Annotated in this window: 15 protein-coding genes; all 15 read right to left on the bottom strand. The window is 38.2% G+C overall.

The window, feature by feature from the left end; translation table 11 throughout:
• Window positions 1-133 precede the first annotated feature (133 nt).
• Window positions 134-994 carry a carboxylating nicotinate-nucleotide diphosphorylase gene (nadC, locus tag AC59HC_RS04015; protein WP_496558045.1) on the bottom strand — a complete coding sequence of 287 codons (861 nt, stop codon included), beginning with the start codon at window positions 992-994 and terminating at the stop codon, window positions 134-136.
• Window positions 995-1,007: 13 nt separating this feature from the next.
• Window positions 1,008-2,579, bottom strand: coding sequence for an L-aspartate oxidase (nadB, locus tag AC59HC_RS04020; protein ID WP_343639729.1), 1,572 nt, complete (start codon window positions 2,577-2,579; stop codon window positions 1,008-1,010).
• Window positions 2,580-2,610: 31 nt separating this feature from the next.
• On the bottom strand, window positions 2,611-3,237 hold the full coding sequence (locus AC59HC_RS04025) for an NAD(P)H-dependent oxidoreductase (protein WP_411414203.1): 627 nt from the start codon (window positions 3,235-3,237) through the stop codon (window positions 2,611-2,613).
• A 122-nt stretch (window positions 3,238-3,359) separates the two neighbouring features.
• Window positions 3,360-5,618 carry an FIDD domain-containing protein gene (locus AC59HC_RS04030; RefSeq protein WP_395972270.1) on the bottom strand — a complete coding sequence of 753 codons (2,259 nt, stop codon included), beginning with the start codon at window positions 5,616-5,618 and terminating at the stop codon, window positions 3,360-3,362.
• 158 nt (window positions 5,619-5,776) lie between these two features.
• Window positions 5,777-8,035 (bottom strand): FIDD domain-containing protein, encoded by a 2,259-nt coding sequence (locus tag AC59HC_RS04035; RefSeq protein ID WP_496558046.1) that lies wholly within the window; start codon window positions 8,033-8,035, stop codon window positions 5,777-5,779.
• A 165-nt stretch (window positions 8,036-8,200) separates the two neighbouring features.
• On the bottom strand, window positions 8,201-8,677 hold the full coding sequence (gene rnhA / locus AC59HC_RS04040; protein WP_202841718.1) for a ribonuclease HI: 477 nt from the start codon (window positions 8,675-8,677) through the stop codon (window positions 8,201-8,203).
• A 61-nt stretch (window positions 8,678-8,738) separates the two neighbouring features.
• The gene (gene dnaB, locus AC59HC_RS04045; protein ID WP_110008416.1) at window positions 8,739-10,325 is read right to left on the bottom strand and encodes a replicative DNA helicase; all 1,587 of its coding nucleotides are present in this window, start codon (window positions 10,323-10,325) and stop codon (window positions 8,739-8,741) included.
• A 155-nt stretch (window positions 10,326-10,480) separates the two neighbouring features.
• A complete protein-coding gene (locus tag AC59HC_RS04050) occupies window positions 10,481-12,628 on the bottom strand; it encodes an FIDD domain-containing protein (RefSeq protein WP_411414206.1) in 2,148 nt (715 codons plus the stop codon).
• Between the two features lie 103 nt (window positions 12,629-12,731).
• Window positions 12,732-14,804: an FIDD domain-containing protein gene (locus AC59HC_RS04055; protein WP_202841714.1), complete on the bottom strand. Its 2,073-nt coding sequence runs from the start codon at window positions 14,802-14,804 to the stop codon at window positions 12,732-12,734.
• A 139-nt stretch (window positions 14,805-14,943) separates the two neighbouring features.
• Entirely contained in the window at window positions 14,944-15,549 is a 606-nt protein-coding gene (locus tag AC59HC_RS04060) for a tetratricopeptide repeat protein (protein ID WP_343639719.1), read from the bottom strand.
• 303 nt (window positions 15,550-15,852) lie between these two features.
• Window positions 15,853-17,088 carry an MFS transporter gene (locus tag AC59HC_RS04065; RefSeq protein WP_411414254.1) on the bottom strand — a complete coding sequence of 412 codons (1,236 nt, stop codon included), beginning with the start codon at window positions 17,086-17,088 and terminating at the stop codon, window positions 15,853-15,855.
• A gap of 92 nt (window positions 17,089-17,180) precedes the next feature.
• Window positions 17,181-17,543 (bottom strand): hypothetical protein, encoded by a 363-nt coding sequence (locus AC59HC_RS04070; protein WP_110008421.1) that lies wholly within the window; start codon window positions 17,541-17,543, stop codon window positions 17,181-17,183.
• Window positions 17,544-17,612: 69 nt separating this feature from the next.
• Window positions 17,613-19,112: a GH3 auxin-responsive promoter family protein gene (locus tag AC59HC_RS04075; RefSeq protein ID WP_496558047.1), complete on the bottom strand. Its 1,500-nt coding sequence runs from the start codon at window positions 19,110-19,112 to the stop codon at window positions 17,613-17,615.
• Window positions 19,113-19,246: 134 nt separating this feature from the next.
• On the bottom strand, window positions 19,247-19,537 hold the full coding sequence (locus AC59HC_RS04080; protein ID WP_496558048.1) for a hypothetical protein: 291 nt from the start codon (window positions 19,535-19,537) through the stop codon (window positions 19,247-19,249).
• Between the two features lie 181 nt (window positions 19,538-19,718).
• A complete protein-coding gene (locus AC59HC_RS04085) occupies window positions 19,719-20,114 on the bottom strand; it encodes a hypothetical protein (protein ID WP_496558049.1) in 396 nt (131 codons plus the stop codon).
• Window positions 20,115-20,306 lie beyond the last annotated feature (192 nt).

Here is a 20,306-nt window from a genome sequence, read left to right on the forward strand (position 1 = left end):
AATTTTTACTCAGTCTTAATAATGTTAAAGTGTTAAAAATCAGTATTGTGGCTAAAAATTGAATTTTTGTATGAAAAAAGTCATGTTATTGAATTTTTAACAAACTGGGGGTGTTTTTGTTAAAAATTCAACGCTATTTCACTGCTTTGAGACTCAAATCTATATTCTCAGCAGAGTGGGTAAGGGCTCCTACAGAGATATAGGTAACACCTGTAGAGGCAATTTCTTTCAGCATATCGCGGGTAATTCCTCCTGATGCTTCAGATTCACAAGAACCGTTGATCATTTTTACAGCCTCCTTCATTGTTTTTACATCCATATTGTCTAACATGATTCTGTCAACTTTAGCATTGATAGCTTCCTGTACCTCTTCAAGATTTCTTGTTTCAACCTCTATTTTTAACTTTTTCTTATTCCTTTTAACATAGTCTTTCGCCATTGCCACAGCATTGGAGATACTTCCATTGTAATCAATGTGGTTGTCCTTCAGCATGATCATGTCATAAAGACCATACCTGTGATTGGTTCCTCCGCCAATAGCCACTGCCCATTTTTCACACATTCTGAAGTTGGGAGTTGTTTTTCTTGTATCTAAAAGTTTAGTTTTTGTGCCTACCAATCGAGAATCCCATTCATGAGTAAGGGTTGCAATCCCACTCATTCTCTGCATACAGTTAAGAACAAATCTCTCTGTGGAAAGGATAGATCTTGCACTTCCTGTAACTATAAGCGCTACATCTCCGAATTTACATGGACTTCCATCTTTAATGAAAACCTCTACTTTTAAATTCTTATCAAATGTTTTAAAGATGATTTCTGCCAGCTCAACGCCTGCAAGAATACAGTCCTGTTTTACCAAAAGTTTAGCACTTTGTACAAGATCCTGTGGAATAGTAGATAGGGTAGAGTGATCCCCATCCTGAATATCTTCTTCAAGAGCGTTTTTTATAAATGTCTTTAATGCTTTATCTGTTACGTATGCTGGTCTTTTCATTGTGTGATTTCTGTTAGGCTAAGTCTTTATTATAAAATGCTCCTTTATTCTCCGTCATTTCCATGGATTGGGTAATGATGAGATGGGCAACGGTTGTAAGGTTTCGTAATTCCGATAATTGTGGAGAAAGAATAGAATAGTGGTATATTTCATCTACAGCAGCGGCAATTTCCTGGTGCTTCTGTAATGCCATATTCAGACGTCTGTTGCTTCTGACAATTCCTACCAGATCACTCATCATTTCCTGAAGCTGCTTTCTGAGATAGCTTACGATGACCATTTCGTCCATGATTTTCATTCCTTCTTCATTCCATTCCGGAACGGCTTTCAGGTCATCAAAGTTGAAACTGTTTTCATTCAGAAGTTCTACTGTTTTCATTGCGGCATTATGCCCGAAAACCAAACCTTCAAGAAGAGAATTTGAAGCAAGCCTGTTGGCACCGTGTAGTCCTGAGTTGGTACATTCACCCACAGCAAAAAGATTTCTGATGGAGGATTGTCCGTCTCTGTCTACTTCGATACCTCCCATTAAATAGTGGCAGGCAGGTACAACAGGAATCAGCTGAGTGAAAGGATCAATTCCTTCATCTTTACATTTTTTATAAATATTAGGGAAATGTTCCAGGAATTTTTCATGGTTCATTTCCTTGCAATCCAAGCCGACAAATTCGTCTCCGGTAATTTTCATTTCGGCGTCAATGGCTCTTGCAACAATATCTCTGGAGGCTAATTCTTCACGTTCATCATATTTATACATGAATTTTTCGCCCCTTTTGGTTCTTAATTTTGCTCCGTCTCCACGAACGGCTTCTGAAATCAAAAACAACATTCCATCCATTTTGCTGTAGAGAGCTGTTGGGTGAAACTGGTAATACTGCATATTGGAAACCTTTCCTTTGGCACGGGCAACAAAAGCAATTCCGTCTCCTGTTGCAATCGTAGGATTGGTGGTGTTTTTATAAACATGTCCTGCGCCTCCTGTGGCAACAAGCGTTATTTTAGAAGTGATTTTTTTGATGGTTTTGGATTTCTCATCCAGAATGTAAGCACCGTAGCAGTGGATGTCTCCTTCGTTAAGTTCCTTTCCGGGAACATGGTGTTGTGTAATGATATCAATGACGTAATGATGATCCAGGATTTCAATATTCGGGCTGTTATTGGCCGTTTCCAATAAAGCTCTTTCGATTTCAAAACCTGTAATATCTTTATGATGTACGATCCTGTTTTCAGTATGGCCTCCTTCTCTTCCTAAAGCAAATTTACCGTTCTTCATGTCGAACTGTGCTCCCCATTCTACAATTTCATTGAATCTCGCAGGAGCTTCTCTTACTACCATTTCTACGACGTCACGTTTGTTTTCTCCGTCGCCGGCACGCATGGTATCGTCTATGTGTTTTTGGAAATTATCATTCTGAAAATCTGTAACGACGGCGAGACCGCCTTGTGCATACTTGGTATTGCTTTCGTCTTCATCAGACTTGGTTACAATAATAATTTTGGCATCAGGGTGCTGTTCAGAAACTTTAATGGCATAGGAAAGTCCGGAAATGCCGGAACCGATTACTAATACATCCGCTTTTATCATATGCTGGCTTTAGGTACAATCGTTTAAAATATTAAATAAATTTAAACAATTTTTCGTTTGGTTTTCTTACTTTTTTCATGTGCTGGAAGTGATCTTCTTCGGAACGGTAACCTAAAGCGAGGGTAACGGTTACTTTTTCTGTTTCAGGATTGACCTTCAGAATATCTTCTATAAGATCCTGGCGGAAACCTTCCATAGGACAGGAGTCAATATTTTCAATAGCTGCGGCATACATAAGATTGGCCAATACTATATAAGACTGTTTTTCTGCCCAGTTGAAAATTTCATCATGTGTTTTCTGGTTAATATGCTGATTAATGCTGTTTCTGAAAGGATCAAGTTTTTCCATTGGAGTATCCCTTACTTCAGAAATATGATTAAAATAGCCCCGGATATAGTTCTCTTCTATGAATTTTTTTGAGATAATAACAATAAGATGGGAACAGGTGGAAATCTGAGATGGATTATAAAAAGCAGGAATTAATTTCTGTTTCATCTCCTCGCTTTCAACAATCACAATTTTATAAGGCTGAAGTCCCAGCGAACTGGCAGACAGCTTTCCTGACTCAAGAATGTTGTGAAGGGTTTCCTGAGGAATAATCTGATGATTGAATTTTTTTACAGAATATCTTCTGCTTAAAGCTTCCAAATAATTCATAGGACAAATTTAAGCATTGAATATGAATAAAGAGTCTTTAAAATGAAATATCTCCTTCTTGTTAATACAAAAAATCACCCCGGCCGGGCGGGGTGATTCTTTTGATGTGTCGGAAAGTGTAATTATTCTCTGTTTTTTACAACAATCCAGCCTGAGAATTTTATCGGAGTACTGTTTTTATTATTTTCATTCCATGAAACAGAATACCAATAGTTTCCTGTAGGAACTTTTTTACTTCCATTGGTAGTTCCTGCCCATTTGTAACCGTTAGTTTTATCGGCCTGGAACATTTTGTAACCATACCTGTCGAAGATGGCTATTTCCAGGTTTTGTTTATTGGCCAAAGCTGAATAATCTATAAAATCATTCTTGCCGTCATCGTTAGGTGTAATGACATTGATAAGGTTAGGTACTGTAATATTGACTTCAACAGGAACGCAATTATAACCGTCTCTTACATATACTTTAGCTTCTCCTCTGGCAATATTGGTAAACACATTGGAATCCTGCCAGTTGATATTATCCATAGAATACTGATAAGGAGGAGTTCCGCCATTGGCATATACTGTTACCGTGCTTCCCGAAATGTCAACCGTTGTAATAACCGGATTGTCGGAAGGATATACTGTTACTTTCTGTGTTGCAACACAATCTCCGGTTTTAAGTTTTACCCAGTAAGTACCTACTCCTACATTTTTGATAGATTGAGTAGTAGCTCCTGTGCTCCATTCGTAGCTTTTGAAACCTGCTCCTGCATCTAAAGTAGTTGTATTTTCTATGCAAATGGTCTTGTCTAGCAAAGTTCTTGAATAAACAGGAGGGATGACAGTTAGTGTAACTTTAGCAATAGAATAACATCCGTTTGAGCTGAATACTTTAATATAAACCACACCGTTAGGAGCAATGTATGCTGCCGGAGTAGATATTGCATTGGTTCCACTGATAGCGTCTGCCAGGGACGGATAATATTCTTTTGTAAGTCCACCCTGAGAAACGACAGCTCCTGTAAGATTAAAGGATGCCATAGACGGATTGGTTTCGATAAAGCAGGATTTTATTTCAACATCATTCACAACCACAATAGGGTAAATGTTCAATGTGATTTTAGAAGTACTCACACATCCCTGAGGAGTCGTTACTTTTACATATATTGTTGCTGCTGCAGACGCATAGGCAGAAGGGTTTGTTATCTGGTTCGTACCGTTATTAAGGTCGTATAAGGTAGGGTAGAATTCTTTGGTAACTCCGGCAACAGTTGTTACAGCAGCCGTGTTGAGATCAAATGTTGCTGTCCCGGCATTGTTGTTATTACATCCGGTCAGACTGGCATCTGTTGCTGCAAATGGTGTAGGATTAAGCTGGATAACACCGTCACCATTATCACAAAGAGTAGAAGTAGGATCCTTAACTACCACTTTGATTGTCGTATTTCCTGAATATTGGAAACTTGAAGGATTTGCGATAGGCGTTGAGCTTCCTAATACATAATATGTAAAAATATAATTTCCGGGATTATTTACAAATTGGGAATTATAAGAAGTAAGGTCTACTGTACCATTTCCTGTAGCAGGATTTGTACATACAAAAGGCGTTATGGTATTGCTTAGGATAGGAACTTTATCCACAAATACCTTAACGTTTTTAATAGAATGTCTTGCGCTGGCACCTCCGGTTGCTGCAGAGAAGCCAAAATATCCCTGTGACATTCCCACGGCACCTCCGGAAGGAGCAAAAGACTGATCTACAATAAGAACACCGTTTATTCTCACTTTGATAATCCAGTTTGTCGGGTTGGTAAGATCTGTTTCTCCATTTACCTCAACATGTCTGTAAGTATCTCCTACAAACGGATTGGTAGCAATAAGATCCGGAGAGTGAAAAGTACTTCCCGGAGTCGTGTTGAACTCAATATTGTTCCCGGCTGTATTATTGGTACCATAAAGAATGTGAACTTTACTCATCTGGCCTTCAGTGGTATTGTTGAAGATATCAAAACCAACCATGAGCCCGGAAGCGTTGGCCGGAATTCCCAGACCTCCTCCTGATACAAAACCTGTTGGTGGATTAGCAAGATACCAGAAGGTAAAACCGTCTCCTTTTCCAAACTGAGTGGTTCCGTTTCCGTCAATTCTGAAATCGAATTCCACTTTCCACTTATCACAATAGCTCAGAGTGATAGGAGTGGATAACTTTACAGCCCCGTATCTGCTGGTCTGATCAGTTGTCAGTCTTACAAAGTCTCCGCTTACTACAGCATCAGAGACAAGATCCCAGCCCGTTGTATTTACAGGGTTTCCGGTAAGTTGATAGGTTTGCGAAAGAAACCTTCCCGGCAGGCATAATAAGATAGTCAGTAAAAAAATGAGTATATCTTTTTTCATAGTGGATGGATTATGATGTTATTGTTTTTTTGATATAAAATTGTTTTTAAATTTAAATTACCGTTGAGAAATCAATATCTGATCCCAATCTCTGTTTGGGCAAATTCTGTTTTTTAACACCGAAACTACCCCAAATGAGGTAGTTTCTGATAGTAATTTTATTCTCTGTTTTTAACCAATACCCAGCCTGAGTATTTTGTTTCAGTATTGTCTTTATTGTTTTCGTTCCATGAAATGGTGTACCAGTAAGTTCCTGTAAGAACCTTTTTACTGGAAGCTGTGCCGTCCCAGGTGAAATTTCTCATTTTTCCGGCTTCATACAATTTATTGCCATATCGGTCGTAAACGATGAATACAAGATTCTTTTTGTAAGCCAGCGCTGAATAGTCAATAACATCATTTACGTTGTCCCCGTTTGGAGTGATGGCGTTAATCAGGTTAGGAACGGTAATCTGAACTTCAACAGGGGTGCAGTTGTAAAAATCTTTTACATACACTCTTACTTCGCCTCTTGCTAAACCTGTGAATATATTGCCAGGCTGCCAGTTCACTCCATCCAGAGAAAACTGATATGGAGGTGTTCCTCCTGCTACATTGACAGTGATCGTATTGTTGTCAATATCGATGCTGGAGATTACAGGATTTGCAGATGCTTTTACATTAACAGTCTGCGTAGTGATGCAGTTGCCGGTTTTCAATTTTACCCAATAAGGACCTACTCCTACATCTTTAATCGATGAAGTTGTTGCTCCCGTGCTCCATTCATAGCCGTCAAATCCAGGTCCTGCATCCAGATCTGTTTTTTCTCCGATACAGATGGTTTTGTCTTTGAGGACAGAAGACGTTACAGGAGGTAATACAATAAGGTTTATTTTAGCAATATTAAAACAGCCGTTGGCATCCGTTACTTTAGCATACACGGCAGTAGTTGTAGATAAATACTGAAGAGGATTCATGATTTCATTGACTCCGTCCAGAGCATTCGCTATAGAGGTGTAATATTTTTTGGCAGCACCAGTACCTAAGGTTGTAACATCTGCGGCAGTCAGATTAAAAATAGCACTTGTAATATTATTTTCAATAAAACATGATCTTAAAGTAGCTTCTTTCACAGGGGTATCCGGATAGAATGCCAGTATAATTTTAGCTGTACCTGTACATCCCTGAGGGGTTGTTACTTTTACATATACTTCTCCGGGAGCAGAGAAGTAGTTGCCGGGATTTTGAATTTCATTCGTATCTGCATTAAGATCTGCCAACGTTTTGTAGTATTTTTTAACAGCACCGGGAACACCTGTAACATTTGCTGTATTCAGGTTGAAAGTGGCTGTTCCTGCTTTGTTATTGTTACATACCGTAATCGTTTTGTCTTCCGCTTTGAAAGGAGCTAGAACCAATAAAATTTTACCATCCGGGTTATCACAAAGTAGTCCTGCATTATCTTTAATAACCACTGTAACCGTTGTGTTGGCATTGAACTGGTAATTGGCAGGATTAGCAATAGGTGTAGAACTTCCAAACGGATAATAGGTAAATGTATAATTGGAAGGGTTGCTGACAAATTGTGAGTTGAAAGTAGTCAGGTTTACAGATCCATATCCGGTTGTAGGGTTGGGGCAGAATGACTGTGTTGCTGAATCCTGTAAAATAGGAACTTTATCCGTATAAATTTTTACATTTTTAATGGAATGTCTTGATCTTGCTCCTCCTGTAGATGCTGAAAAACCAAAATATCCTACTGTCATTGCAGCAGCAGTGCCTGAAGGCGCAAAAGACTGATTACAAATTACATTACCGTCTATTGTTATTTTTATGATCCAGCTGGTAGGAGCTGCGGGATCTACCTGTGCTGTCACTTCCACATGTTTAAAAGTGGTTCCCTGAAACGGTTGTGTAGTATTCAGATCCGGTGAATGGAAAGAACTTCCGGGAACGTTAAAGAACTCAACGTTATTGGTGTCTGTTGTATTTTGAACCTGCCCGTAAGCCACGTGAACCTTGCTCATGGTAGCAGTTGTGGTATTGTTGTAAGTGTCAAGCCCTACCACAAGACCCACTGCATTTTGAGATACCCCAAGTCCGGATCCTAATACGCTGGCAACAGGAGGGTTAGCGAGATACCAGAAGGCAATTCCATCACCGTTGGAGGTTTGGTTGGAGTCCATTCTGAAATCAAATTCTACTCTCCATTTGTCGCAATATTTTAAATTGATGGGGTCATTCAGCCTGATAGAACCGGACTGGTTGTTGGTATCCGGTGTAAGCTGAATAAAATCTGTGTTTACCTGGGTGGGAGAAACCATGGTCCATCCGGTTGTTGTTACCGGGTTTCCGATAAGCTGATAAGTCTGGGCAAAGGACTTCCCGGCTATACAGAGTAAAAAAACAGATAAATACAATAATAGATTTTTATTCATTTATAATGGGACTTAGATTAATATGTAAAGATATTAAATCCCAGTTAAATAATGTGTATTTAATGTTAATTTCGCTTAAATTTTAATAATATTTTAAAAAAATACTGCTAATTATGAGATAATGGTGAATATTGTAGTGTCTATTGAATATTTACATTAATTAAATTAAAATAACGAATTGTTGTCCAAACCTTCAAAATAAGTATCGATTTCAAGATCGGGAGAACTCGCTGCTGCAACGGCTAATTTGTCGCAAAGCTCGTTTTCAAAATGCCCGGCATGACCTTTTACCCAATGCATTTTTGGGGAGTGTTTGTTATACAGCTCTACAAATTTTTTCCATAGATCTGGATTTTTTACGTTTTTCCAGCCTCTTTTGATCCATCCGGCAATCCAGTTCTGGTTGATCGCATCAGATACATATTTGCTGTCTGTGTAAACGTGGATATCGTTTTCTGTAGATTTCAGTTTTTCCAATGCTGTAATGACCGCCAGAAGTTCCATTCTGTTGTTGGTCGTTTTCCGAAAACCTTTGGAAAATGTTTTCTGGTAATTTTTTTCAGGAACACGCATGAGAATTCCATATCCGCCTTTTCCCGGATTTCCGCTGCAAGCCCCGTCGGTATAAATTTCGATTCTCAAACCTGTTTTTTAAAAATGGATGTATTGACTACAATTAAACTGATCTAAACTTTAGTCTTTCTTAAAACGGGAAATCATCATCGTCATCAAAATCATTCATTGAAGAACCGGAAAGTTTTGAGTTGTCCGGAAGATCAAATGCTGCTCCTGGCTGAATCGTTGTTTTAATCTTGTCAAAGCCGCTTGGTTCTCCAAAGTTGGAAGGATATCCTCCTCCGGCACCACCATCAAATGCAGCTTCAATGTCACCGAATTTGGCAAAATGTTTTAAGAAAGATAATCTGACATCTGCTGTAGCACCATTTCTATGTTTTGCAATGATAAGTTCGGCCTGGTTTTCAGTAGAAGTTTCCTGTCCTTCTTCATCATTATCCCAAACGGTAATTTTATAATACTCCGGTCTGAAGATGAAAGATACGATATCCGCATCCTGCTCAATTGCTCCGGATTCCCTCAGATCTGAAAGCTGAGGTCTTTTTCCGGGACGGGCTTCCACACTTCTTGAAAGCTGGGAAAGAGCAATTACCGGTACGTTAAGTTCTTTTGCAATCGCTTTTAATGAACGTGAAATCATGGAGATCTCCTGTTCACGGTTTCCAACTCCTTTTCCACCGCCACCGGCTGTCATCAGCTGAAGGTAGTCAACCATGATAAGTCTTACTCCATGCTGCATCACCAATCTTCGGCATTTTGCACGGAAGTCGAATATGGAAAGGGAAGGTGTTTCATCAATATATAAAGGAGCGTTTTCCAGTTCAGATACATTGGAAAATAGTCTCTGCCATTCTTCATCATCCAGGGTTCCTTTTCTTAGTTTCTCTGAGGAAATTCTTGTTTCAGAAGCAATCATTCTGGTGATAAGCTGTACTGAGGCCATCTCGAGAGAGAACAGAGCCATAGGAATTTTGTGGCCTACTGCAATATTTCTTGCCATGGAAAGAAGAAAGGCTGTTTTACCCATCGCCGGACGGGCGGCAATAATGATGAGGTCAGAATTCTGCCATCCTCCGGTTTCCTTATCCACATCTCTGAATCCTGAAGGAACTCCGGAAAGTCCCTGCTTATCTTTTAACGATTTAATCGTGTCAATAGCTTGTTTTACCAATGAGTTGGCAGTATCGAATCCTTTCTTGATAGTTCCGTTGGTAATCTCAAAGAAAGACTGTTCTGCCTTGTCCAGAAGTTCAAAAACATCTGTAGATTCTTTGTAGGAAGAATCAATTACGTTAGCAGAAACATTGATAAGGCTTCTTAAAATATACTTTTCAAGAATAACACGTACGTGATATTCGATATGGGCGGATGAGCTTACTCCCATGGTGAGGTCAATAATGTAATGATCACCACCTGCCTGGCTCAGCTTGTCTTCTTTTTTTAAATCCTGAATGATTGTCATTAAGTCTACCGGGTGGTTGCCTTCATACAATTTTAGAATAGTAGAAAAAATGACCTGATGTCTGGGGTCATAAAATACCTCCGGGGTAAGAAGGTCAATGGAATGGTCAAGACCTTTTTTGTCAATCAAAAAAGTTCCGATAACCAGTCTTTCAAAGTCCACTGCATTGGGAGGCATTTTTCCATCCGCAATAGACAATTCTTTTGCAAAGTTTCCGTGTGTCAGGGATGATAATGTTTCTTTCTGCGCCATGGTGCAAAGATAGTTTATTTAAAAAATAATAAAAAAATAGTATTCAACAAATTATTAGCAGTCTTTCGTAAAATGCTGTAAACAGGAGGTTGGTCTTGTTGATAAAAAAAATCACCCCGGTCTGAGGTGATTTTTCAAAAAAGATGAAGTAGAACTTATTCTTTATTCTTTACCAATACCCATCCTGAATATTTAGTTTCGGTATTGTTTTTATTGTTTTCATTCCATGAGATCGTATACCAGTACGTTCCGGTTGGGATTTTCTTACCAAAGGCAGTTCCGTCCCATGTAAAGTTATTGAATTTCTTAGCTTCATGAAGTTTATTCCCATATCTGTCATATACAATGAAGATAAGGTTTTTCTTGTAAGCTAACGCTGAATAGTCGATAACATCATTTACGTTATCTCCGTTCGGAGTGATGGCGTTAATAAGATTAGGAACTGTTATCGTTACCTGGATAGGTGTACAGTTATAAGTATCTTTTACATATACCGTATTTTCTCCTCTTGGAAGTCCAGTGAATGTATTGGAATCCTGCCAGTTAACACCGTCTACAGAATATTGGTAAGGAGGAACTCCTCCTGTAGCTGTTACAGTAATATTGTTGTTGGTAATTTCGATTCCTGATACCACCGGCTGAAGGCTTGCATGTACACGTACTTCCTGAAGTGTGAAGCATTTTCCGGTCTGAAGCTTTACCCAATAAGCACCAACACCTACATTGCTGATAGATTGTGTAGTTTCACCAGTGCTCCATTCGTAGCTTACAAATCCAGGACCTGCATCCAGGGTAGTTTTGGCTTCAGCACAGATTGTTTTATCTTTTAATACCGCTGATTTTACAGGAGGTAATACTACCAGGTCTATTTTAGCAATTGAATAACACTGTTTGTCATTATCCACTCTTGCATATACTGTTTTGCTTTCTGAAAGATAGTTTAATGCCGCTATAATAGGGTTTGTCTGTGCTTTCGCATCAGCTACTGTTGTGTAATACTTAATAATAGTTCCGGTAGGGGTTGGAACAGGTACACCAATATCTGCTTTGGAAAGATCAAATGTCGAACGCGTCACATCATTATCGATGTAACAGTTTTGGAGTACAGCATCTTTCAGTACAACTGATGGGTAGAATAATAATCTGATGGTAGTAGTTGCGATACATCCGAAAGAAGAAATTACTTTTACATAGATGGTAGATTCAGCAGAAACATAGTTGGCAGGATCTGTAATTTCATTAATATCTGCATTCATATCTGCCGCCGTTTCATAATACTTGATCGTTGCTCCGGTTCCTCCAAATACATTGGCTGTTGTTAAGTCATATTTTGCAGTACCCGCTCCGTTGTTGTTACAGGAGTATAAAGTAGCTGAATTGGCAGAGATACCTACATTGACAAACTTGAATTTTCCGGTTATGAAACATCCGTTGATAGGATTGGTCGGATTGGTGGGATCCTGATACACAATTCTGTAATAATATGTTGTAACTCCGTCTACAGTAGTTACTGTAAGAGGATTCTGTCCTGTAAGGGCGTCGTTGGTTGTTTTGTGATAAGTAACCTTGAAGTTCGTGCTGTTACCATTAATAATAGCTGCAGATAATGTTGTAAAATCAAACTGGGTAGGCAGCGCACAAACCATTACCTGATTAGGATCATTAGGAGCCGCTCCCGGAATACCCGGCGCGATAAATGGGTTAGGCGAAAGAACAGGATCGTTAAATGCTGAACTTAAGCTTGCAGTCCCTGTCCATTCTAAAGAAAAACCATTAACAGATCTACTGAAGTTGTCAATAACCAGATAATAAGTCTGGCCAACCAATACATCCATATAAGGACTCCATTTACCATTGTTCATACTCGATGTAACACCCGGAGGATTGGTAGGGAATACGGCTGGTGGAGCAAGAGTCAGATCGAGACCTGTATCTCCTGAAGTACCGCTATAGTTACATCTTATGGGCTGTATGAAAACGTGATCCGCATTCTGTAACGAAGCACAGCCGTTAGCTGTTGGTCCGTAAACTGCAAAATCATAATCATCATCCTGATCGTTAGGTTTTATTGTAAATGCCAGTGTTCCTGGTGTGGATACTGTGAAAGTGTACCAAACTGTATATCTTTCATTGGTACTGAGGCATCCACCGTTTTGGTTAAGAATTTCTATTATATTCCCCGGGCCCGAAGGGGTGTATGAAATGTCAGAATTACCACAGATGGGAATTGCTGTGACACAATCTGACTGTGAAAAGGCCATTTGCGTTATCAATAAAATAAAAAGGAGTAATATTTTTTTCATTGTTAAAACTTTTTTTTGTTAAACAAACTTGAAATCAATAAATTTTTATCACTATTTGTAAAAGAAAAAGCCGCCAAAGCGGCTTTTTGTATTCTAAGGTGTTTTATTCTCTGTTTTTTACAACAATCCAACCTGAAAACTTGAAAGGAGTGTTCTTCTTGTCATTCTCGTTCCATGTTACAGAATACCAGTAGGTACCTGTTGGGATATTCTTGCCTCCAATTCGGCCATCCCATTTGTAACCATTGGATTTGTCTCCCTGGTGGATTTTTGTTCCGTATCTGTCAAAGATACTCAAAATAAGATTCTGTTTGTCTGCCATCGCAGAATAATCTACAACATCATTGATACCATCTCCGTTTGGAGTAATCATATTGATAAGATTAGGAACAACTACTGTAACTTCAATAGGCTCGCAGTCATAAGCATCCTTTACATACACTTTGTAAGTTCCTCTTGCTACATTAGAGAATGTATTGGAAGCCTGCCATAAAATTTTATCCATAGAGTACTGGTAATCCGGAGTTCCTCCAATAACATTGATCGTTAATGTAGTGTTGGAAATATCAACATTTGTTACTACCGGCTGTTCAGAAGGATATACCGTTACTTTTTGAGTGGCAACACATTCCCCTGTTTTTAATTTTACCCAGTAAACTCCTACGCCTACATCTTTGATAGACTGTGTTGTAGCTCCGGTACTCCATTCGTAGCTTTTGAATCCAGGTCCCGCATCCAAAGTGGTAGTATCTTCCATACAGATGATTTTGTCTTTCAATACACTGGATGTTACCGGGGCAATTACAGTTAAACCAATCTTTACCACTACATAACATCCTCTGGTGTCAGACACTCTTACATATACTAAACCGCTTGGTGCAATATAATTAGCATTTAAAATCTCATTGGTTCCGTCAATTGCATCTGTTAGTGAAGGAAAGTATTTTTTAGTGATACCTGCCTGTGGCGTGATAACAGCAGCATTATCAAGGTTGAATAAGGCTGTGGAAGGATTCGCTTCAATAAAGCATGATCTTAATTCTGCATCTTTTGCAATAATTTGCGGATAGAATTTAAGGGTAATTTCTGCAATATCACTACATCCGAATACAGAAGTTACTTTTACATATATTTTACCCTCTGCGGAAACAAACTGATAGATGTTGGTAATCTCATTAATTGAGTTATTCAGATCGTATAAAGTATAATAATATTTCTTGGTTGCGGTAGGGTCAGGGAAAACATCTGCAGTCGTAAGGTCATAAGTTGCCGTACCTGCATTATTATTGTTACAGCTTGTTAACGTTACGTCTGTTGCCTTGATGGTACCATCTTTAAATTTAAATTTACCGGTCTGTCTGCATTTATTAATAGGGCTGTTAGGGTTTGTCGGGTCAGTATAATTGATACTGTAGAAATAAACACCAACAGGAGTAACCGTTTGAGGACCAACAAGAGGGTTGTTGCCGGTTAAGGCATCATTTTGACTTGTATGATAGCTGATGCTGAAATTTGGATTGCCGTTAAGAATTCCTGCTGATAACGATGCAAAATCAAAAGTCGCCGGATTAGAACATATGATTACTTCTCTTGGGTCATTAGGGTTAGCCCCTGGAATTCCCGGAGGTACAAATGGGTGAGGCTGTATATTCGGATCGGTGAACGGAGACGATAAAGTAGCCGTTCCGCCCCATGATAATTTGAATCCGTTAGCTGTTTCTCTGTGGTTATTCACAATGATATAGTAAGTCTGGCCAGGCAATACATCCATGTATTTTACCCATTTGTCTCCTGTAGCGGTTTCACTAAGATCTGTAGAGGTCATGTTAAGACCTGTATTCCCACTTAGTCCGGAATAGGAACAACGTATTGGGGTACCAAGGTTTGAGCAGGATTTGTCAGGCCCATAAACACCAAAGTCATAATCATCACTCTGGTCGTTAGGGATGATTTCAAAGGTAAGGGTTCCGCCTGTAGCTATCGTAAAAGAATACCATACCGAGTACTTTTCGTCAGAAGTTAAACATCCGCCCAGATCTTCCGCAATGTCTCCGTGTCCGCCTGGTGTATATGAAATGTCAGAGTTACCGCAGACCGCCATTGCAGTACCACAATCTGACTGGGCAAATAAAATATGTGAAAATATGATTAAGAAAACAAGTAATGTTTTTTTCATGAGAATTAATTTTTAAAAACAAATATTAAAACTGTTTAATTACTAAAAATGCTCTTTTTATCTGATAATTTCGAAATCTTTCATAACAAAAAAACTGATCGTCCCAATTAGCTCAGGAGATCATGCATTTTACTTATTGTTAATTTGTTCCGATCAGTTGTTTTCCCCAGTTGGGTGAACTGGATGCAATGCCTGATGTTTCAAATTCTTTGGCTGCTTTTTGATATAGCTTTATAGCTTCAGTCTTGTTTCCCTGCTTTTCAGCAATTTCAGCTTTTAGAAAGGAAAGTCTTGGATTGTTCTTTAAAGTTGTTTCTGCCTTATTCATGAAACCTGCCACGGTTTTTAATTCCTTTTGTGGATCTGCCGCTGTTTTTATTCTGATTTTCTGAAAATGAATAAGCGCAAGAAGAAGATTTACTTCTCCATTGTTCTTTTCAGAAGCAAGGGATTGCATGGCCAGTTTTCTTGCAGTCTCATTAGGCTCTCCAAGAGGGCTGTTTGGACTGTTATTTAAAAGGAAATTCGTTTTAAGATACAATGCTGCTGCTGCATAATAATTAGCCTGCCATTTATCTGAAGTTTTAGCTTCTGAAAATCTGGAAAATAGCATATCGTAATCGTTTTCTGTTTTAGCGTTATCGAATTGTAAAACAGCTTGTTGTAAGGTTTGATCTGAAAAAAATTGAGCATTCATCAGAGAACCTGTCACGAGAAAACTCAAAATTAGTAAAAGTTTAGTCATAGGGGGATATTTTATGAAGCAAATATAAAAAATTATTAACGTTAAATTAAAGATTTTAGGATATATTTAATGAAAGTAATGTATTGGTTTTAAATGTGGTATTTTATTTTTGGGATTCAATAATGCATAGATCGCAAATATATGAGCGGTTTTAATAAATATTTGAGATTGAATTCTTTAATAATTTTTTAAAAAACAAGTATAAAACAAAAATCAGAATAGAAAACGTTCTATTCTGATTTTAAGTATTTCGGATTTTGATTTTTTTAATATCCGATTTTAAATAGGCTGGTAAACAATAAGTTAATATTGCATCTTTCTCAATTTAGGATTGGTGCTTCCTACAAGCATTGCAACTAAAACAGTCATACAGCCGCCAAATACAACAGAGCGTACTACTCCCAGTAATTTGGCCATAAGCCCGCTTTCGAACTGTCCCATTTCATTGCTGGACATAATGAAAATGGAGTTCACACTCAGAACACGTCCTCTGATATGATCAGGCGTTTTTAGCTGAACAATGGTACCGCGGATAACAACAGAAATCCCATCCAGCATTCCGCTCATCACCAGAAACATAAAAGACAGCCAGTATAGTTTTGATAACCCGAATCCAATAATACATAGTCCGAATCCGGTAACAACCGCAAGAAGTATTTTCCCTTGATTTTTCCGAAGAGGAACAATAGACAAAATAGTAATAATACACATGGAGCCAATATCTGAAGCAGCGTTCAGTAAGCCGAAACCTTCAGCACCCGACTGTAAAATATCAGTCGCAAATACAGGGATCATGGCTACCGCACCACCGAAAAGTACGGCAAACATATCAAGGCACAGCGCTCCCAGAATCTCTTTGGTTTTAAAAATATACGAAATCCCTTCACGCATACTTTCCACTACATTTACTGTTTCCTTTTTATATTCAGAATGCTGTTTGTGAAGCTGCCAGAAGAATAACGACGCAACAAATATTAATGTTAAAATAGCAACCAGGGTCCATTTTACCCCGATAAACCCAATAAGAACACCGCCAATAGCGTGGCCGCAAACTGAAGATATCAGGAAAGTTGCCTGGTTTAAGGTTACTGCATTCGGAAGGTTTTCTTTCTTTACGATTTTAGGAATCATGGAAGGAACAATAGGACCGATAAAGGCTCTTGCTATCCCTGTGAAAAAAATAACGCCATAAATATAATAGGTAATCTGATGACCTGTAAAGTGCATTTCCACATTAAAGAATGCAGGAATCAGCAGAAGCCCGATCAGAAAAATATAAGCATAATTACAAATAAGGAGCAGCCTCTTTTTTTCATTCATGTCAATAACATGTCCGGCATACAGGGCACAGCTTACCGCAGGAATTACCTCAGAAAGTCCGATAAGGCCTATGGAAAAAGGATCTTTTGTTAATTGATACACCCACCATCCTAATAAAGTGGCAAGCATTCTGAAAGCTAAAACAATAAAAAATCTCCCGGTGAGAAGATTTCTGAATTCAACATTTTGTAATGTTTGTAACGGGGTAAAGGAAATCATGAACAAAAATAGCCCTAAAAATTTATTTAGGGCCATTTATATGTCAGTTTTTGAAAGATATATTAAATAAGTCTCAAAAGATAATATCTATTTTAGTCAGCTCTTGTAGAACTTAGTACGATAGCGGCAACACCTGCTGCGCCAATGATGGTAGCTCCTGCAGCAATTCTTGCCTTTCTTCTGTCTTTTACAGCAGCCACATTGGCTTTAGGAATAATTACTTCTGTACTGTCTTTTTTACCGGCTGTACCTACCAGATTTTCACCAACAACGTTTCTGAATAAGATGGTCTGCTTTGGTGAGCCATCTCTCATCGTTACTTTATATATTTTTCCGGCTTCAAGATTAGAGTAGTTGTTTTTTGAAATATCTTCGCTGTATTTTGTAGTAGCACAAGATGTAATAACAAATAAAGATGTTAGTAAAGATGATTTCAACAGTACAGATGCTTTCATTATTTTCTTTTAGTTTTTCAAATTTATAATTTTTTTTGAATATACGTTTTTGGAATTGAAAAAATATGATTAAAATTTGTAAATTCCCAATAAATCTGCAATCTTTCTGTCATTAGCCAATCTTGGTGTCTTATTCTGGCCCCCTAATTTTCCCTGGGATTTGGCATATTCATGAAATGCTCCTTTCTTAAGTCTCGTAATCTGCAATTTCTGTAAAATATTCCCTGAAATCAAATCATCATAGTAAGTGTTTCTTTTACGAAGCTGTAGATCAAGTTCGTCCCTGAATGCTTCTGATTGCTCAGGTTCTTTTTCAAATTCAATCAGCCATTCGTGATAGGGAAGTCCTTCAGCCGGATTTACCTGCGGAGCCAGATGGAATTCTGTGATCTGTGCCGGATATTTTTCAAGGGCAGCTTTCATTGCTTCCTCTACTTCAAAAGCAATCACGTGCTCTCCAAATGCAGAAGTAAAATGTTTTGTTCTTCCACTTACCAAAACCCTGTAGGGATCTTTGCTGATAAATCTTACAACATCTCCTATAGAATAGGCCCACAAACCGGAATTGGTCGTAAGAATTAATGCGTAATCTTTATGAAGCTCAACTTCTTTTAAAGTTAATCGCCTTGCTCCGGGCTTACCGTATTCTTCCAAAGGAATAAATTCATAGAAAATCCCGTGATTGGTTAATAATAGTAATCCTTCTTGAGTATAATTATCCTGGAAAGCAAAAAAACCTTCAGAAGCTGGAAAGGTCTGAACAATATCTACTTTACCTCCCAATAGCTCCTCCATTTTATCACGGTAAGGTTCGTAATTAACACCTCCGGTTACAATAAGCTGAAGATTAGGGAAAAGCTGTTTGATCTTTTTACCATGTTTCTCTGTCAGTTTCTCAAAATACATGATCAGCCATGGCGGAATTCCTGAGATCAGCGTCATGTTTTCATGTTCCGTTTCTTCAATAATTTTATCTACCTTAGACTCCCAGTCTTCCATAATATTGGTTTCCCAACTTGGCAGACGGTTTTTCTGAAGATAATTAGGAATATGATGGGCTACAATACCGGAAAGTCTTCCTGTTTTTATCCCAAATACTTCTTCCAGTTCCGGGCTGCCCTGAAGAAAAATCATTTTCCCATTCACGAAATCAGCATTGTTTTTTCTGCTGATATAATGAAATAAGGCGCTTTGAGCTCCGGCAATCTGAAACGGCATTCCTTCTTTGGAGATCGGAATGTACTTAGAACCGGAAGTGGTTCCTGAAGTTTTGGCAAAATACTCCGGAGTTTCTGTCCATAGAATATTAGCCTGTCCTTTTTTTACCCTTTCAATATAAGGTTTCAGATCTTCATAATCAGCTACAGGAACTCTGTCCTGAAATTCTTTTACAGAATGAATATTTTCAAAATCATGTTCCCGCCCGAAAAGTGTTTTTTGAGCAGTATTCACCAGAGAAAGGAGTAAGTCTTCCTGGTTTTTCTCAGCATTTTTTTTGAAATCCTCTGCTTTTTGGACGTGTTTTTTTGCCCAGATCAGCGCTGCATTTTTCTTGAAGAAGTTTAACATGGGTCAAATTTATAAATAAGTAGAGAATATGAAATGATTTTTGTGAAGGTTCACATAAAAAAACCGATGGAACAGGTTCCACCGGCTTTTCGAAATTTGATTATGAAAATAACAACTATATGTTAATGTTATGCTTATTTGTTTGCTTTGTACCTTTTATCAGGAGTGCCGTCTTTTTTCAGGTGTTTGTTTTCTTTATATCTCTTATCCGGAGTACCGTCCTTTTTCATTTTGGCAGCCGGTTGTGCAGGCTTAGCTGCTTTTGCATCCATTGCTGGTTGGGCAGCTTTCACTTGAGCTGGTTTTGCAGCTGTAGTTGCTTTTACAGGCGGGTGCGCTGGAGCACTTTTAGCGGGAGCAGTCTGCTGAGCAGTAGCAAGTCCTAATCCCAGGATCAAAGACATTGCAGATAAGAATTTTTTCATAAGAATTATTGTTTGTTTTTTGTTGAATAAAGATATACAAAAAGCAGGCAAAAAAACGGGGATTCTCAAACTTAACTAAAGTTTATTACAGCTTAAAAAAAAATTAAAACACTTCATTTACAATGAAAAAGCCTGTCTCCGGAAATGGAAACAGGCTTGCATAATATATAAATAGACATGGCTAGCGCGTACAGTTGGCTGTCCACGTTTTACCATCCTTTGCGTATAGGATTTTTAAGACATTGTTATCAATTCTTATGTAAGAAGTTGCTGTGGATCCAACCATAACAAGGGTATGATCTCCTTCCTGATTAAACTCTATTCCGTTAAGATCCGGAATACTGTTGGAGAAAGCAAAATTATATTTGGTACCGCTGGCAATCTTTGTTACAAATACACTTCCGTCATCTGTGCTGATATTGGTGGATCCTCCGTCATTATAAGAAACTTTTCCTTTATAAGTTCCTGCGAAAAATTCATTGTTCACCGGATCATCATCTTTACTGCACGACGAAAAAGATAATGCTGTAAATACCAACAGCATCATAACTCCTAAGATTTTAATTGCTTTTTTCATAATATTATTCTTAAATGTTTGGTTATAGCTTAAAAGCCAAACTCTATGCCACGGAGAAAATAGTTGATTTTTTTTAACAGGTTATTAAATAAAATTGTAAAAAATTAAGAATTGTGGTGCTAAGTCCTTCATTTTAAACTATCAGTCTTTTCGTTTTTTAGAGGAAGATAAAAAATATGCGTACCTTTGTAT

The sequence above is a fragment of the Chryseobacterium sp. DZ-32 genome (assembly GCF_059587025.1).

Excerpts from the sequence above, each read along its gene's own strand:
- nadC (WP_496558045.1), bottom strand. The coding sequence starts at position 994 with ATGAAAAGACCAGCATACGTAACAGATAAAGCATTAAAGACATTTATA.
- nadB (WP_343639729.1), bottom strand. The coding sequence starts at position 2,579 with ATGATAAAAGCGGATGTATTAGTAATCGGTTCCGGCATTTCCGGACTT.
- AC59HC_RS04025 (WP_411414203.1), bottom strand. The coding sequence starts at position 3,237 with ATGAATTATTTGGAAGCTTTAAGCAGAAGATATTCTGTAAAAAAATTC.
- AC59HC_RS04030 (WP_395972270.1), bottom strand. The coding sequence starts at position 5,618 with ATGAAAAAAGATATACTCATTTTTTTACTGACTATCTTATTATGCCTG.
- AC59HC_RS04035 (WP_496558046.1), bottom strand. The coding sequence starts at position 8,035 with ATGAATAAAAATCTATTATTGTATTTATCTGTTTTTTTACTCTGTATA.
- dnaB (WP_110008416.1), bottom strand. The coding sequence starts at position 10,325 with ATGGCGCAGAAAGAAACATTATCATCCCTGACACACGGAAACTTTGCA.
- AC59HC_RS04050 (WP_411414206.1), bottom strand. The coding sequence starts at position 12,628 with ATGAAAAAAATATTACTCCTTTTTATTTTATTGATAACGCAAATGGCC.
- AC59HC_RS04055 (WP_202841714.1), bottom strand. The coding sequence starts at position 14,804 with ATGAAAAAAACATTACTTGTTTTCTTAATCATATTTTCACATATTTTA.
- AC59HC_RS04060 (WP_343639719.1), bottom strand. The coding sequence starts at position 15,549 with ATGACTAAACTTTTACTAATTTTGAGTTTTCTCGTGACAGGTTCTCTG.
- AC59HC_RS04065 (WP_411414254.1), bottom strand. The coding sequence starts at position 17,088 with ATGATTTCCTTTACCCCGTTACAAACATTACAAAATGTTGAATTCAGA.
- AC59HC_RS04070 (WP_110008421.1), bottom strand. The coding sequence starts at position 17,543 with ATGAAAGCATCTGTACTGTTGAAATCATCTTTACTAACATCTTTATTT.
- AC59HC_RS04075 (WP_496558047.1), bottom strand. The coding sequence starts at position 19,112 with ATGTTAAACTTCTTCAAGAAAAATGCAGCGCTGATCTGGGCAAAAAAA.
- AC59HC_RS04080 (WP_496558048.1), bottom strand. The coding sequence starts at position 19,537 with ATGAAAAAATTCTTATCTGCAATGTCTTTGATCCTGGGATTAGGACTT.
- AC59HC_RS04085 (WP_496558049.1), bottom strand. The coding sequence starts at position 20,114 with ATGAAAAAAGCAATTAAAATCTTAGGAGTTATGATGCTGTTGGTATTT.